At 68.6% G+C, this 14,821-nt stretch carries 13 protein-coding genes and 1 pseudogene; 5 read left to right on the top strand and 9 right to left on the bottom strand.

All coding sequences use genetic code 11. From position 1 onward, the window contains the following. Positions 1-5: 5 nt before the first annotated feature. Positions 6-1,331, top strand: coding sequence for a heavy metal sensor histidine kinase (locus VT84_RS12375; RefSeq protein ID WP_239465812.1), 1,326 nt, complete (start codon positions 6-8; stop codon positions 1,329-1,331). A gap of 416 nt (positions 1,332-1,747) precedes the next feature. On the opposite strand, the gene VT84_RS12370 is transcribed toward VT84_RS12375, so the two are convergent. The 7 genes from VT84_RS12370 to VT84_RS38465 form a co-directional block, all read right to left on the bottom strand. Next, positions 1,748-3,367: a TolC family protein gene (locus tag VT84_RS12370; RefSeq protein ID WP_082839746.1), complete on the bottom strand. Its 1,620-nt coding sequence runs from the start codon at positions 3,365-3,367 to the stop codon at positions 1,748-1,750. Between the two features lie 16 nt (positions 3,368-3,383). Continuing rightward, on the bottom strand, positions 3,384-3,794 hold the full coding sequence (locus VT84_RS12365; protein WP_082839745.1) for a hypothetical protein: 411 nt from the start codon (positions 3,792-3,794) through the stop codon (positions 3,384-3,386). Next, entirely contained in the window at positions 3,791-4,822 is a 1,032-nt protein-coding gene (locus tag VT84_RS12360) for an HlyD family secretion protein (RefSeq protein ID WP_082839744.1), read from the bottom strand. Before VT84_RS12360 ends, VT84_RS12365 begins: the two co-directional genes overlap by 4 nt. Further along, the gene (locus VT84_RS12355) at positions 4,822-6,555 is read right to left on the bottom strand and encodes a peptidase domain-containing ABC transporter (RefSeq protein ID WP_239465810.1); all 1,734 of its coding nucleotides are present in this window, start codon (positions 6,553-6,555) and stop codon (positions 4,822-4,824) included. The genes VT84_RS12360 and VT84_RS12355 overlap by 1 nt, the downstream gene beginning before the upstream one ends. A 121-nt stretch (positions 6,556-6,676) precedes the next feature. Further along, entirely contained in the window at positions 6,677-7,924 is a 1,248-nt protein-coding gene (locus VT84_RS12350; RefSeq protein ID WP_052558591.1) for a PQQ-binding-like beta-propeller repeat protein, read from the bottom strand. Positions 7,925-8,106: 182 nt separating this feature from the next. After that, positions 8,107-9,444, bottom strand: a complete 1,338-nt coding sequence (locus tag VT84_RS12345) for a transposase (RefSeq protein ID WP_082839743.1) — start codon at positions 9,442-9,444, stop codon at positions 8,107-8,109. A 90-nt stretch (positions 9,445-9,534) separates the two neighbouring features. Next, on the bottom strand, positions 9,535-9,741 hold the full coding sequence (locus tag VT84_RS38465; protein ID WP_157469465.1) for a hypothetical protein: 207 nt from the start codon (positions 9,739-9,741) through the stop codon (positions 9,535-9,537). Positions 9,742-10,072: 331 nt separating this feature from the next. On the opposite strand from VT84_RS38465, the gene VT84_RS12340 reads away from it, so the two are divergent. Together VT84_RS12340 and VT84_RS12335 are read left to right on the top strand one after the other, a co-directional pair. Next, complete coding sequence (locus VT84_RS12340) at positions 10,073-10,414, top strand: hypothetical protein (protein ID WP_052558593.1); 342 nt, start codon at positions 10,073-10,075, stop codon at positions 10,412-10,414. 316 nt (positions 10,415-10,730) lie between these two features. Next, positions 10,731-11,831: a hypothetical protein gene (locus VT84_RS12335; RefSeq protein WP_052558595.1), complete on the top strand. Its 1,101-nt coding sequence runs from the start codon at positions 10,731-10,733 to the stop codon at positions 11,829-11,831. A gap of 865 nt (positions 11,832-12,696) precedes the next feature. Here the strand turns inward: VT84_RS12335 and VT84_RS40780 are convergent. Continuing rightward, positions 12,697-12,849: a hypothetical protein gene (locus VT84_RS40780; RefSeq protein WP_239465807.1), complete on the bottom strand. Its 153-nt coding sequence runs from the start codon at positions 12,847-12,849 to the stop codon at positions 12,697-12,699. On the opposite strand from VT84_RS40780, the pseudogene VT84_RS42240 reads away from it, so the two are divergent. Further along, positions 12,784-13,074: pseudogene (locus VT84_RS42240) on the top strand (fatty acid desaturase); the annotation flags it as partial. The gene VT84_RS40780 and the pseudogene VT84_RS42240 sit on opposite strands and share 66 nt — an antisense overlap. Then, positions 12,998-14,011: a fatty acid desaturase family protein gene (locus VT84_RS12330; protein ID WP_204249753.1), complete on the top strand. Its 1,014-nt coding sequence runs from the start codon at positions 12,998-13,000 to the stop codon at positions 14,009-14,011. The pseudogene VT84_RS42240 and the gene VT84_RS12330, both read left to right, overlap by 77 nt. Positions 14,012-14,250: 239 nt before the next feature. Here VT84_RS12330 and VT84_RS12325 read toward each other — a convergent pair whose 3' ends face one another. Further along, on the bottom strand, positions 14,251-14,805 hold the full coding sequence (locus VT84_RS12325; RefSeq protein ID WP_082839742.1) for a transposase: 555 nt from the start codon (positions 14,803-14,805) through the stop codon (positions 14,251-14,253). Positions 14,806-14,821: the final 16 nt, after the last annotated feature.

Here is a 14,821-nt window from a genome sequence, read left to right as displayed (position 1 = left end):
GGCGGATGGCCGTCTGGTACGCGGCCTCGGCCGCCGTCCTGCTCCTGGCCGCGACGACGACGTTGTACCTCGCCATCGCGTCCGCCCTCGAGGCGGAGGGGGACGAGATGCTCGACGCCGCGGCCGCGAGTTTGGAGGGGCTGAAGCCCGGCTCCGGCGGCCGGCCGACGCGCGACGACTGGCCGGCGGATGACTACCGCGTCCGCGACGCCACCGGTGCCGTGATCGCCGCGTCTCCGGAGGCGGACGAGCGGTTGCCGCCGGGACTGGTCCCCGGGGCGAGCGGGATCGACTATCGGGCCGCCTCCGGCCGCTGGGTGCGTGCCGTGTCGCGGGAGATCGGAGGGCTGACGTACGAGGTGTCCTACGACCGGACGCGCGAGCTGGAGCTCCTGAGGCGGTGCCGTCGCTTCATGGCACTCATCCTCGCGCCGGGCCTCGTGGGCTCGTCAGTCATCGGGGCGCTGGTCGCCCGCAAGGGGCTACGGCCTGTCGAGGAGATCGCGGCGACGGCGGCCCGAATCGGGCCGGAGCGGTTGGACGAGCGGATCGCGGTCGACCGACTGCCGGCCGAACTGAGCGCGCTCGCCGCGACGTTCAACGTGATGCTCGACCGCCTCCAGGACTCATTCCGCCGGCTTGAACGCTTCTCGGCGGACATCGCCCACGAGCTGCGGACGCCGGTACACGCGCTTCGTAACGTCGCCGAGGTCGCCCTGACGACCTCGCAGACCCGGGCCGACGATCGGGAGGCGTTGGGGGTCTGCCTCGAGTCCGCCGGCGGACTCGCCCGATTGATCGACCGCCTGCTCTTCATCGCCCGCGCCGGCTCCCCCCGGTTCGTGCTCGAACTGGAGGAGGTCGATCTGGCGGCCGAGCTGGAGTCACTGCGGGAGTTCTACGAGCCCGTCGCCTCCCAGGCGGGGATCGAGCTGGTCCGGCTCGCCGTTCCGCCGCTCCCGTGCCGGTTGGATCGCACCCTCCTGCAGCAGGCCGTCGGGAACCTGCTCACCAACGCGTTCGCCCACACGCCCGAGGGCGGGCGCGTGTCCGTAGCCGCGACGGCCGAGGGCAGGGACGTGGTGCTCACCGTCTCCGACACCGGCTCGGGGATCGCACCGGATCACCTGCCCCGCATCTTCGACCGGTTCTACCGGCCGGACGCGGCCCGCTCCTCCGGCGGGGGGTGCGGGCTCGGGCTGGCGATCGTCAAGAGCTTTGCCGAACTGCACGGCGGCCGGGCTGAGATCGCCAGCCTTACCGGACAGGGAACGCAGGTGACGCTCCGACTGCCAGCCGGCGGACGTGACGGGATCGTCAACCCGGCGTAATCTTCGTGTCGTGCGAGTGTCGGTAATCTCCCTGGCGTGGATCCTGAGTGTGGGTTAGAAACGACACTTGGGGCACGCCGGGGCGCTCTCGCCGACGGCGTGGTGGACCTCCTACATGGTGACGATCATGGGGTGGAAAGAAGTGGACCGTTCAGCGTCATGCCCTTCAGCTCGGACCCGCAGACCGGTACTCTATGCGCCCGCCTGACGAGGTCGTGACTCGTATGTAGTCCCGAATCGGTTGCCATCCTCTCCGTCAAATCTTCCGCGCTCCGGTCCGGCACGCCGCGGGCAATTCCCCTCTTGGCATTGCGCGCGTCGGTCACCTCGACCTCAGGCTTCAAAGCGGCGAACGGAGCACAGCCAAGCCGGTGCGCTCACCAGCCTACTACTATGCCCGTGTGCGACCTCTGTCATCACGGGCTCGAGGCGGTAACGGGAACCGTGACCGGTAGAACCGCACCGCCCGTGACCGGTCCCTCGGCACCGAGCGCGGCCCGGTAGTTCGCGACAGCTGCAAAGTACGTCCCCAGCACCACGACCACCTTCGCCCGCGCCTCGGCCGCCGCGATCTCTTGCAAATTCAGGTCCACCAGGCTCGTCTGCCGCCCCTTGAACGACTCGGTTTCGAGTTCCAGTACCCGAACCGCGTGTCCCAGTTCCTCGCGCGCCTTCTCGACCCGGCGGTGGGCCTGCACCAGTTCCGAAACCGCGTCCTGCACCTGCGAGGTGATCTCGTCCCGGGCGTACCGTTCCTGGGCCAGGAGTTGGGCCAATTGAGCGCGTGCCACCGCGGACAGCCCGCGCGCGTTGCGGAACGGGAGCGGCATCTCGAACGTGGCCCCGAACTCGGCGGACGTGCGGTCCGTGTCGAACGGCCCCGTTCCGGTGAACGTCTTCTTCGCCGCGCCCGCGTCCTGGGCCACCTGTGCGTAAGCGTTCAGCGCGGGCGCGAGCTGGTTGGTCGCGAGTTGGAGCTCGACCGCCCGGCGCTCCTTTTCCAATTGGAACCGCGCCAGTTCCGGGCGCCGGGCCAGTGCGGCGGCGACGTCGCGCCCGACGAGTTCCGCGTCGGGGCGCGGTACGGCCAGGCCCGCGAACCCCGGGAGCAGCCACTCGGCCCTCGGCACCACGGGGTCCCCACGCGCGTCCCGCAGGTACAGTGACAGCCGAAGGGCGGCCTGCTGTAGAACGCGCTCGGCCGCGAAGAGGGCCTCCTCGCGCCCGGCCGCGAGGCGCCGGTTCAGTACCGGGACCGATTCGCTCACCAGCTTCTCTTTGAAACGCTCGTCGAGCAGCGCCTGCCGCTCGCGCGCGAGGCGCAACAGGTCTCCCGCGACCCGGTATTGCGCCCCGGCCGACTGCCACCCCCAATACGCCTGTGCCGCGGCCCGATGGTAATCGAGGCGCGCGCGGCGCACCACCGGGTCCGCGAGCCGCTCGCCGATCTGGGCGGCCCGGAGCCGGGCCCGGCGCGGGTCGATGTCGCGGTTCTGGAGCAAAGGCACGTTCAGTCCGGCCCGGTACTCGCCCCCGTCCCCGGTTTTTCGGTCCCCGTAGTAGATCGGGAAGTTGCCACTGCCGAACCGCCACCCGGCGAAAGCTGACACGCCCCCGAACGGGGTCGCCTGCTCGATCCCCGCGTCGAACCGGGTGCTGGCGAACGTGCCCGCCTGGTCCGCACCGCGGGCTCGCAGCACCGGATCGAACCCGCCCTCGGCGGCGACGCGCTGGCCGGCGGCGACCACGCGCTCCTGCTCGACCGCGTACAGCAGCGGGAACGCCGCGTCCACACTACTCAGCACTTCGTCCAGAGCAAGTGGCCCGGTCGCGTCGCCGGGCCGGGCGGTGGTGCGGTTCGCCTCGGGAGTTGCCGCTGGCGGCGCGGGAAGGGGGGCGGTTCGGGGGCGGGGCGAGTTGCGGGGCGCGACCGGCGCCCGGATCCCGGCACCGTCGGGCAACGGCGTCCGGGTCGCGCACCCGGACACGAGCGCCCCGCCGCACACGAGCGCCAAGGCCGTCCGTGGCCACCCCATGCGTTCCCCCTCATGTTTACTTGCGCTGCGCCGGCCCCAGTGGCGCCCCCGGCTCCTTCGCCTTCACCTCACGGGCCGGCGGGAACCCGTTCAGGAGGCGCCACACCTCGTACCCGAGGCGCACGTCCTTGAGGACCACCCACCCCTGGGCGCGGACGCCCTGGCGCAAGAGCGCCTCGTCCGGCCACGCCGCGCCGGGCGCGGGCTCCACGAGCACGCGGAACCGTCCCTGGCCGTCGGAGGTCGGGTCCACGAGGTACACGCGCCCCTCGAACGTGCCGGCCGCTGCTTCCGGGTACGCCGCGAACTGAACCGCCGCCCACCCCTCGAACTGGAGCAGCACGCGGTCCCCGGCGCGGACCAGGGGCAAATCGTTCCCGTCGATCAAGAGTTCGGCGACGATACCGGGGTGCCGGTCCCCCGTCAAGGCGGCCGTGGCGCTCGCACCGGGCCCGCCGCCCGCGCCCGCGAGCGCGCCATCGGGGCGAGCTTGGCCCCGGGCCTGATGTCCGGTACCAGGACCGCGAGGCGCTCCCCGGCCCGGACCAGTTGCCCACCGGCCTCGGCGTTCGCCAGTATCCGGAACACGGTACCGTCGACCGGCGCGTACACCCGCAGGTTCTCCTGGCGCTCCAGTTGCGTCTTGATCGTGTTGAACTGCTGACGCACCGACGCGCGCTCGCTCCGGGCCGACTTGACCGCCGCCTCCTCGGTTTGGATGATCGCCTCCGTGCGCTTGTCGGTCGCCGCACGCTGGGCCCGGGCCCCTTCGACGGTCTTCCCCGCGAGTTTGAGCCGGGCCTCGACCAGGGGCACTTGGGCCTTGGCCAGGTCGCGCCGCCGCTCCGCTTCCTCGACCTGGTCCTTCGACACCACCTCCCCCACCTTACTACCGAACAGTCGGTTCAGTCTCTCGTAAGCGAGCTCCTCGCGCTTGAGGTCGAACCTCGCGCGCTCCAGCTCTTGGAGCACGACGAGCACCTGGGCCTCGTTCTGCTCGACGCGCAACCCGGCCTCGGCGACGAGCACCTCCCGCTCGCCCTTGATGAACTCCAGGCGGCGCTCGTGGTCGCTCACCCGGCCCTCGGCCAGGGCCAGGCGCTGGAGCGCGAGCGTCTCCTGCTCGCGCAGGCGCTCCAGGATCATCGGGTCGTTGTCCACGAGCTCGACCAGCATCTGCCCGGCCGCGACCCGGTCCCCCTCGACGGCGTACCACTTCTTCACGCGCCCCTCGATCGGCGAGACGACGAACTGCGGGCGCTGCACCGGGTTGAACGCGATCGCCCGGCCGGTCCCGTGGACCGTTTGGGTCCACGGGGCGAACCCCAGTGCGGGGACCAGCAGCGCGAAGAGCGCCAGTAGCGCCCAAGCGGCGCGCCGGGCGCCGCGCGGGGTCCGCGCCAGGTGGAGCGCCGACGGCCCGTCCGGGCCCGGCGCGAGCAGTTCCGGTCCCATCAATAGTGCCCCCCGCTCGCGCGGCCCAGTCGGACCACGCGGTCGCACAACTTGGCCGCCTCTTCCGAGTGCGTGACGATGACCAGCGTCCACGGGGCCCCCGGGTCGAACACGGCCGGGAGGACCGTTTCGCGGATGTCCGCGTCCATGTGGTCCAGGGACTCGTCGAGGACCAGCAACCCGGGGCGCCCGACGATCGCCCGGGCGAGCATGAGCCGGTTCGCCTGGCCCAGCGACAGCGGGGCCCCGCCGGTCCAGAGCGGTGTGTCGAGGCCCGACGGCAGGGCCATGACGGTGTCCAGGAGCCCGACCCGCCGGAGCGCCTCGCGCGCGGCCGCGTGCGTTACCCGGTCCCGACCCACTTGTACGTTCGCCAGAACCGTCCCCTCGATCACCTCGATACCCTTGACCAGCGCGACGCGCTCGCGCAACGTGTCGAGGCGCAGGGTGCGCAGGTCCGCCCCGTCGATCTCGATCCACCCCCGGTCCGGAACCCGCAGCCCGAACAGGAGGTCCGCGAGGGTGCTCTTACCGGACCCGTTCGGCCCGGTGATCGCCACCCGCTCACCGGGCGCGAGCTCGAGCGACACCCCGGCCAGCGCCGGCCCGGGCTGCCCGTCGTACGCGAACGTGACGTTCCGGACCGCGACCGCGGCGCCGCCGGCACCGGCCGGGTACCGCTCCTCGCCGTCGCGCTCGAGCGGCAGGTCCAGTAGGTGCCCGAGCTTGTCCACCGCGGCCAGCAGGTCGTAGTAGGCCTCGAGCTGCTTGCCCAGCTTCGCGAACGTGGCCACTACCAGCGTGACGACGATCTCGGCCGCGACCAGTTCGCCGAGCGTGAGTTGCCCCCGCCCGACGAGCACGCCGCCGAGCGCCAGTAGCGCCACGTTCGCCACGACCTGCAGTGCCAGCGCGAACCCGAGCTGCCGCATGAGCACCCGGAAGTGGGCCGACCGGGCCGACAGGTACTCGCGGGTGAGCGCGTCGGCCCGCCGGAGGGCCAGTTCGGGTCCGCCGGCGGTCTTGAACGCGACCGGGTGCCGGGCCACCTCCTCCATCCACCCGGCGACCGCGTACTTGGCGATCGACTCGCGCACCGCGGACCGAACCGCGCCCCGACCGAGCACGGTGAACAGGAGCACCAGGGCCCCGATGAGAACCAGATCGAACCCGAGCAGGTACTGGTGGTAGAAACCGAGCAGGACGAGCCCGATGAGCACCTGCAGGGCGATCGTGACCCCGTCGAGCAGGAGCGTGGCGGCCGCCTTCTGGACCGTGAGCACGTCGAAGAACCGGTTCACCAGTTCCGGGCCGTTCTGTCGGTCGAACGCCCTCAGATCGACCCGCGGGAGCCGGTACGCCAGGTCCGCGGACACCCGGACGAACACCCGGCGCTGGATGAACTCGACCACCACCCCTTGCAGGAGCGTCAAGCCGGCGGCCAGTGCCAGCGCCACGAACAGGGCGGCGCACAGGACAACGAGTTGCTGGACCAGGGTGCCGAACGCGACCGTGTTCACCACCGCCATCGCGACCACCGGGGTGGCGAGGGTGAGCGCCCCGACCCCGACCGCGAACAGGAGCACGAGCCAGAGCTCGCCCAGCTCCGGGCGGAGCAGCCCGAGTAACCGGCGGAACGGTGGCGCGTGGTGGGCGTGGTGCTCTTCGCCCCCCGGTCCCGGTTCGGTCGCAGGTGCGGTGCCGGAATGGGGCGACCGTGGCGCGTCGGTCACGCGGCGCTCCTGATAAGAGAACGGTTCGGGATGATTACTGTGGTCGTGATATTGTATTCCCCGTCCGCGAGCGCAGGTTTCCGGGGTCCGTGTTGCCGAACCCGGTAAACGGAACGCCGCGCTACTTTCCCGACCACCGCCACGCGCTCAGCCCGTTCAGGTCGCGTATGAAGATCTCGTCGCCGCAGACCGCGAGGTGCGCCCAGGTCTCCGATTCCGCGACCTTGCGCTTTTCGATCAGATCGAATTCTTTCGGGTCGGCCTTGAACAAGTACAGGATCCCGCGGCTATCGAGCGCGAGAATTCGGTCCTTGTTCGCGACCAAGCTCCAGTAATCCCCGAACCGCTCGTCGGTGCCCCACGCCTCCTTGCCGGTCCTCACGTCGACGCATACCAATCGCTTGTCCTTGCCCAGAACGTAAGCGTGCCCGCCCACAACGACCGGCGTGCACATGTAGCCCTCGTACCGCAGTGCCCATGCGTCGCTCGTGTCGAACGTCCCGTCCGTGTTTTTCACGCGCACCAGGCGCGTGTTGCCGCCGTAAGTGCTGGTGAGTACACCGTCCGCGCCGACGGGCACCGGCGTGAGGATGTTCATCCCGCGGAACGACGGAACCTCCTTGGACCACAGCTCCTTGCCCGTGTCCCGCCCCACGCCGGCGAGTTTCGTCCGCGTCTGCACCACCACCTGGTCCGCGCCCGCGAGTTTAGCGAACACGGGGGAAGAGAACGCGGATCCCATCGTCCCGCCGCCGTCCTTGAGCGCGCGCCACAGAACCTTCCCGGTTTTCTTGTCCACCTTCACGAAGCCGCCCCCGGCCTGCACGTACACGCCCGCGTCGTCGACCAGCGGCGAGCAGACGAACCCGAAGTCCGGCACCGGCGTGCCGAACTCTTTGACGAAGTCGAGGCGCCACACTTCCTTTCCGGTGCCACCGTCCAGCGCGACGAGCACGTCGGTGATGCCCGCGACGAACAGTGTCTGCCCGTCGAACGCGGGCGTCGAGCGGATCCAGCTCCCGTTCTTCGCGGCGAAGAACGGGACCGTAATAGAGCCCTCCCAGCTCGTCTTCCACAACTCTTTGCCGGTCTTGCGGTCGTGCGCGGTCACCACTTCGGTCTTCTTGTCCACGGTCTGCGTCGTGAACACGCGGTCCGTTGCGACGATCGGCCCGGAGTAGCTGGGCCCGAGTTTCTCGACGCGCCAGACCCGTTCGAGCGCGGCGCCCTCGAGTTTGTCCGGCCACGCCGGTCCGGTAACGGTGCCGTCCCGGGCCGGGCCGCGCCACTGGGGCCACACGGCCGGGTCCGCGGCGGGCGCAAGTGAACTGAAAAGGAGCACGGCCGTGATCGCGCGTACGGGGTACATCTGGTGCCCGAGGTAATGGGTTGGATCGTCACCGCGACCAAAAATCTACGTACCAGCCGCTCGCGCGGATTCACTTATCCCACTGTCCCCGCGTTCCGTGGAGCCCACCCGGTTGGACATGCACTTTGAACCGGGGCTTCAGCGAAGTTCCTGAGCTCGACTGGTGCCGATTCTGAGTGCGCTCAAGCGGCCGGGGCGAGCGCCGTGAGTAGCAATTCCCGCACGCGGTCGGGGAGTTTATTGAGAGTGGTGCCGTCTCCGGCCTGTGGCAAAAGGGCCTGGTCCCAAAGCCACCGGCGCACGGCGGCGAGCGCGTCCGAGAACGTGGTGACGGTTTTGCCCGGCCATTCCACGCTCCCGGTTCGTTTCGCCTCGGGCCGTGCGTGGAACAGGATCGCTGTCACGGTGTACAACCCGAACAGGCACGGGGCCGCACGCACAACCGTCTTCTCGCGCCACCCGCGGGTCGTCTCCAGGCCCAATTCCGCGCGCCTCTCCTGGAACGTGGTCTCGATGTTCCAGCGACCGCAGTAGTGACCGATCGCGGCCGCCGGCCCCAGGTCCAGGTCGGTGGTGAAGAAGTACTCGTCCCGGTGCGTGCCGGTGGTGTCCCGCACGAACACCCCGCGCACCGGCACCAGCCCGCGACCGGCCTTGTACCAGTGACCGGTGCCGCCGAGGGCTTGGACCGTCCGCGTCCCGCCCCCGTACCACCCGACCTCCAGCCGGGTGAGGGTCGTGGCTGCAGCGACCGCTTGGCGCGGCTTGGGGCACCGGTCGCCCTTGACTCGGGGCCGTCCCTTGCCGGTGTACGGCGAGGGCGGGTCGAACAGGTTCGCGTCCGGGTGTAGCTTGCTGACCAACGTGAGTCGGCCCCGGTGCCGATGACAGAACCGGGCCACGTCGTGGGTTCCGTACCCCGAATCCCCGGCGAACACGAAGGTCCGGTCCGGGAACCGGATCAGCAGGAGCCGCAACAGGCTGCACATGATTCGGGCCGGGGTACGGTGCGGTCGGTTCCGCTTCCGGTCGTCATCCGCGGACCGGTACAGGTCGATGAGTACCGGTAGCGCCCACGGGCGGGTGGCGAACGGGAATTTCACCAGCACGGCCAGCACCACCCACTTGTGCCCGTACCGGAACGCGGTGTACGAGTGGGTCGAGCGCACCGGGTCCCGGTGCCGGGCCTTGCCGTGCACGTGCGCCCCCTTGTGCCCGTCAACCGTGTCGTCCCCGACCAACCGCACCGGACCGTCCGGAACGATGTGATCCAGCACGAACCGCATCAACGCGCACCCGAGCGCGAGCCCGGACCAGGGCGCGCGGGAGAGCACCCGGCGGTAGTCGGTGGGGTGCCCCGGGGCCAGGTGCCGGAGCGTGCGCAGCAGGTTCGCCACGGTGCGCCGACCGGTGCTCACAAGCGCACCGACCAACAGAACCGAGAACCGCTGGTACGTGGGGCTCGTGAAGTGCAGCGCGAGCACCTGCACCAGCGCGTGCGCCTCGGGTGGTAGAATCATGGCGGCCGTCCGTGGGCGAGGGCCACGGGAGCTTCAGCAACCCCATGATACCTCACCACGGACGGCCCTGAGAATCGGCACCAGTCGAGCTTAGAGCCTCTTGCGAGATACCATCCTGCATCCCGAGTGCCGGAGCGAATCGGCCGATGATTCAGGGCGCGGGAGCAATTTGAGTGTGCGGATCTCGCTCACGACGCGCAGGTCAATGAACCGGATCGACACACCGCGCTCCGCGATCATGACGAGCACGACCATCGACGCGGTTTGCAGGACGATCTCCGCGCTCCGTGGGGGCACAGGTGCGGAGGTATCGCAACCCGGATGCCGTGCGGAAAGCAAACGGTCCGCGGAGCGGGGCGCCGAAATGGCCTCGCGGGCGGGGCGAGAAATTGCCGGGTGTGCGAACGCGGCACATCGGGCTGTGGCGCCGTGAGAGGACGGGCGCACTCACGCCGTTCGGGTCTGCTGCTTGTGGGCGAGATGTGATGATTCGGCAGTCCGGCACGGTCGTTGCTTTTCGGACAACGCCGGACCGCCAGCGAGACGAACCGCGGCCGAACCCGGCACCCGCCCCAGTGCTACTCGCGGCTCAAACGGTTTGTGCCCCTACTTCCTATTGGAGCTTGTCATGACTCACGACCCGAACGACGTGGTGCGAGTGTACGCCGGCCCCGCGCTCATGGTGCGGGGCCACCGGGCGGCACTGGCCGAGGTCGGGATCACGTGCCGAGTGGTCGGCACAGAATTGAGCGGCAGCTTCGGCTCCGCGCTCCCGGCGTCGGTCGAGTTGTGGGTCCACCGCAGCAACAAGACGGCGGCCGAGGGGGTAATCGCACGCGAGTCGCGGTCGGCGAACGAGCCGACCCGGGACCGCCCGCGGCAGCACTTCCCGCACCCGATCGACGACCCGAAACCCGCGCCCCCGCCGCACCGGCGCGAGCCGTATGTGAGCCCCGATCCGGGCGCATGAACGGTGTTGTGCGGCATTGTAACCTGTGGAGGGATGCTGTGAGGAATCTGGCTCGGCGGTTCCGGTTGTGGATTCTGGCCCACCAGCGATGGTTCGCGCTTTGGTCCGTGTTCGGCTTGTTCGGGTTATTCGCCCTGATCACCGGTGATTGGGTCTGGTTGGGCGGCCTCGGGTTCCTCGGGTTCCTCGGGTTCCTCTTCTTCCTGGCACCACAGAACGGCGCGCAGTCCACGAGCCCCGCACAGAGACAACCGGGCCGCGCATCTCGGTCAACCGCTCCGCCGCGTAGGATGACGGAGTGCTACGGAGACGCGTCATGGCGACACTCCCCAGCAACGCGGAACTCCGGGGCGAAGTCGTCTACTTCTACGCGTTCGACGTGGCGAACGAAATCCGCCTCGACCGGGCCGCCGAACTCCTCGCCGGGCGCTCGACTTCGTTTACCGCGCGGTGGGGGCGCCCCGCGCCGCGATCGGTGCCCGTCTCCCGCCCTCTCGTTGTCGAACCGACGGTCTCTACCGTCAGGGTGAACGGGTGCCCGGCGCGGTTACTCGTCCGCGTCTACGACGTGGGTGTTATCAGTGTCACGGCTCGAGTTCCGTTCGCAAGTGACGCGCTCGCCGCTCTGATCCCTTTCCACAACCCATCTCTTCACGATGGTCGCCCGCTCGACGCTCTCGCGCGGGAGCAGCGAGACGAGGTCTGCCGCGCTCTCAACGAGGCGCTCGTCCGGTCCGGCGAAATGTCGGCGCCGGAAGCGTACACGGTCTTCACTCTGTCGCATCTCGGTGATGAGAAGGACGCGAACCACTGGCTGACGAACCGCGAGCGCGAGGTCGCCGGACTGCTCACCGAAACACCGGGTGACCGGCTCAGCGCGGCCCAGGTGGCCGAGGTACTCCGTCTGCGCCGCTCGTTCGAGAATAGCGACCTCGTGGTGATCGACTGGGATGCGGCGCTGGTTGTCGATCTGGATCGAGAGGCCGAGGACATGCTGTTCGTGATCGAGTTGGCGAACCTTCAGTTGGAAGAGTTCCAGTGGATGGATCGGCAGCTCGACCGATATTTGGACCGAGCGTACTACGACCTCGCGAAGCGCCCGTGGTGGTCGTTCGGGGCGATGGGCCGCATTCTCCGTCAGCTCCGCCAACTGCGGGTCGATCTGGCGAAACTGGCTGATGAGGTGACGCACGTGACGAAGTTCGTCGGCGACTGGCACCTGGCCCGCGTGTACCTCTTGGCCCGCGAGCGGTTCCACCTTGACCAGTGGCGGGCGAGCGTCGAGCAGCGACTGGAAGAAGTCGATCGCCTCTACACGCTGACCCGTGGCGACGTGTACGAGCGCCGGATGCTCTGGCTCGAGATTATCGTCGTCGTGTTCTTTGCCGTCGATCTCTTGATCCTGCTGGCGAAGTGACCTGCTGGCGCGAACCGGGCGCTTTCACTCCGGTTGCAGTGCCCTCTCGGCTTCGGTTTCCGTCCCGGCGAGTCGGTACTTCTCGATCAGTCGGTACTCAAGCCCGTGGGCGGTTGAGGCACATGCAACTGAAACGTGATCCCGATCTGACACACCCGGTCCGGGCGAATGTCCCTCTCGATTGGCTCCCGATGCAGGTTCGAGGCGGGATCGAAACGGATACTTGTTCCGGCACGCTCTTTGCCAACGTTCCCGCACAGTTCCCCCGAAACGAATCATCGAGAGGGAGACAATGCCGACTGCGATAACCAGTCCTCGCGACCTCGGTGGAGCGGTGCTCCAGTTGGTTACCGACGTGCCGACTCGTCACCGGAGCCGTTACCTTCGCGAACCCCGGATCGATGGCGCCGATTGTGGGGGCATCTTGCGCGGGCGCGCGATCACCTTTTATGGACGGTAAGCAGATGGCGTTACGCGAGGTAATTGACCGGTCCGGGTTGGTGGCCGTGGCGAACCTGATCGAAGTCCCGGAGCAGTCGACTGATACGATCGTTGGGTTATGCACTCCTGGCCGCCTTCACGTAGTGAGTCATTCAGACCAACATTCTGGGACGGCATCATGCCGCCCGCGCAGCCCCCCGTGCCGGTGAACGGAGCAAACTCATGGAATCGACCAACGTCAAACTCGTCCCCGCCCCGAACCGGGATCTCGGTTCCCGAGCCGAACTGGTGCCCGCCACACCGCGACCGCCCGACGTGCGGCCCAAGTTCCCAAAAGACGAGACCGGGCTTCACACCGAATTGCGGCGCCGACGCCTACTTCCGCAAGTCCGGGCGCGCCGAACACGGCGATTGGCAGATCTACCTAAAAACGGTGATCGTGCTCGGCGGGCTCGCCGCCTCGTACATGGCTCTCGTCTTCGTCGTCGAGACGTGGTGGCAGGCCGTCCCGGTGGCCGTCCTTCTGGCGTTCGGGCTGGCGGCGGTCGGGTTCAACATCCAGCACGACGGCGGGCACGGGGCCTACTCGAAACACGCCTGGGTGAACAAACTGGCCGCGATGAGCCTCGACCTGATCGGCGCGTCCTCTTACCTGTGGAAGTGGATAAACGGCGTGTTCCACCACACGTGTACGAACGTGAGCGACCAGGGCACCGACATCGGACGTGGGCCGCCTCGCGCGGCTTGCCCCGCAGCAGCGCCGGCGGTGGTTCCATCGGTGGCAGCACCTGTACCTGTGGCCCCTGTACGGCCTGACCGCATCCGTGTGGCACCTGTACGGCGACTTCCACGACGTGGCGACCGGAACCGTCGGGCCGCACCGCGTCCCGCGCCCGAAGGGGTGGGATCTGATCGCGTTCGTCGCGGGCAAAGTGGTGTCGATCGGCCTCCTCCTGGGGGTGCCGATGCTGGTTCACCCGTGGTGGGTCGTACTGATCTTCTACGCGCTGGTGGCAGTGGCACTCGGGGTGACGCTGACGGTCGTGTTCCAACTGGCCCACTGCGTCGGAGAGGCCGACTTCCCTCAGCCGATCGACGGCGGGCGCCGGATGGCCGACGCCTGGGCCGTCCACCAGCTCCATACGACGGTGGACTTCGCCCGCAACAGCCGGGTGCTGACGTGGCTGCTGGGCGGTCTGAACTTCCAGGTGGTGCACCACCTGTTCCCGCGCGCGTGCCACGTCCACTACCCCGGGCTGGCGCGGATCGTAGAGAACACGTGCCGCGAGTTCGGGGTGCGGTACTCGGCCCACCGCTCGTTCGTTGCGGGAATCGCCGCGCACTACCGCTGGCTCCGCCACCTCGGCCGTCCGATCTCACGATCGATTGATGCCGAACCCGAGGCGGGCCGTGTCAGGAGGGTCCCGCGCGTTGCACCAGCGGCTCGTGATCGGCGATTACCGCCGACCCGCGCCGTGCTGATGAGCCCGTGCGCTTCAACGGAGAGGCCTGCCCTGAACCCGTGGGAGTACCTCACCGACGCGTTGACTCAACTGGCTGCCGAACCGGCCAATGCAGGGTCCACGCGAACACAACGGATGATGTGCCGGGGAGTTCGGGATAGTTCGAGGGTGGCACTGGAAGACACGCGATGTCACTCGCAATTACGACGGCGTTTGCAGACTTGCCGGATCCCCGTTCGGGCATCAAACACCGCCACAACTTCGTCGCTATCCTGACGATCGCGGTTGCCGTTAACGAGGGCATGGTACGCCGGTTGCACCGATGCTTTATGAGGCTTGTTATACCCACAATCGGCGCAGCTCCGTAATCACTCGGCCAAGCGTGGCGAATGCGGAGCACCCGGAACTGTGCGCGAGGTTCTGTCGGAGGGGAAGCAGGCAACGTGATCAGCGGTAACGGAGTTTCAGGCCGTGTGGTTGCTTGACAAGTTCAACAACGCGTCTCTAGTGCAGGATCATGGCTGAGGTTTTGGCAATGTGGGGTGGAGCGTGCAGCCGTAGTAGTCGCACGCTCGTTGCCGTACCTCAGCGGCGGTAAGTTTCCGGTCGGGCTCGACGATGGCCCGCTTGCCGTGGACCCACTTGGGTTCGATCGGATTGAGCCACGGGGCCTTCACGGGAAGTCCGCACACCCGGATCCGGCACCCGGTCTTCGCTCGCCGGACCCGCCGGTTGTGGGCCTCGATCCACCGCCGCACGCGCCGGCTCATGTGCCACGCGGCGTTGTCCCACACCAGGGCCAACACCGCCTTCCCCTCGGTCGCCAGCACCTCGCACACCCACCCCAGGAACGCCTCGGTGGTGGCACTTACCGGGCGCCCGTCGCAGAACCGCAGCATCATCCCGCCCGTGTCGGCCCGCAGCACCCCATAGCACGCCACCGGCTCGGGCCCGCCGCCCTTCGGATCCCGGGCGTTGCCCCCGAGCCGGAGCGGGCCGGAGGTCGTCCAGGCGAACAGATCGGGCTGGGCCAGTCGCGTCCACCAGCACTCGTCTTGAAAGCCCAGCACCCAGTCCGAATGCTTC

Source organism: Gemmata sp. SH-PL17 (assembly GCF_001610855.1).
Taxonomy (GTDB): Bacteria; Planctomycetota; Planctomycetia; order Gemmatales; family Gemmataceae; genus Gemmata; species Gemmata massiliana.
The sequence above is the reverse complement of the archived record's forward strand: the minus strand, read 5'-3'. Positions and strand labels throughout refer to the sequence as shown.

Bases quoted from the DNA above. Each gene is read 5' to 3' on its own strand.
- VT84_RS12350 (WP_052558591.1), bottom strand. From the start codon at position 7,924: ATGTACCCCGTACGCGCGATCACGGCCGTGCTCCTTTTCAGTTCACTT.
- VT84_RS12370 (WP_082839746.1), bottom strand. From the start codon at position 3,367: ATGGGGTGGCCACGGACGGCCTTGGCGCTCGTGTGCGGCGGGGCGCTC.
- VT84_RS12375 (WP_239465812.1), top strand. From the start codon at position 6: ATGGCCGTCTGGTACGCGGCCTCGGCCGCCGTCCTGCTCCTGGCCGCG.
- VT84_RS12335 (WP_052558595.1), top strand. From the start codon at position 10,731: ATGGCGACACTCCCCAGCAACGCGGAACTCCGGGGCGAAGTCGTCTAC.
- VT84_RS12360 (WP_082839744.1), bottom strand. From the start codon at position 4,822: ATGGGACCGGAACTGCTCGCGCCGGGCCCGGACGGGCCGTCGGCGCTC.
- VT84_RS12345 (WP_082839743.1), bottom strand. From the start codon at position 9,444: ATGATTCTACCACCCGAGGCGCACGCGCTGGTGCAGGTGCTCGCGCTG.
- VT84_RS12340 (WP_052558593.1), top strand. From the start codon at position 10,073: ATGACTCACGACCCGAACGACGTGGTGCGAGTGTACGCCGGCCCCGCG.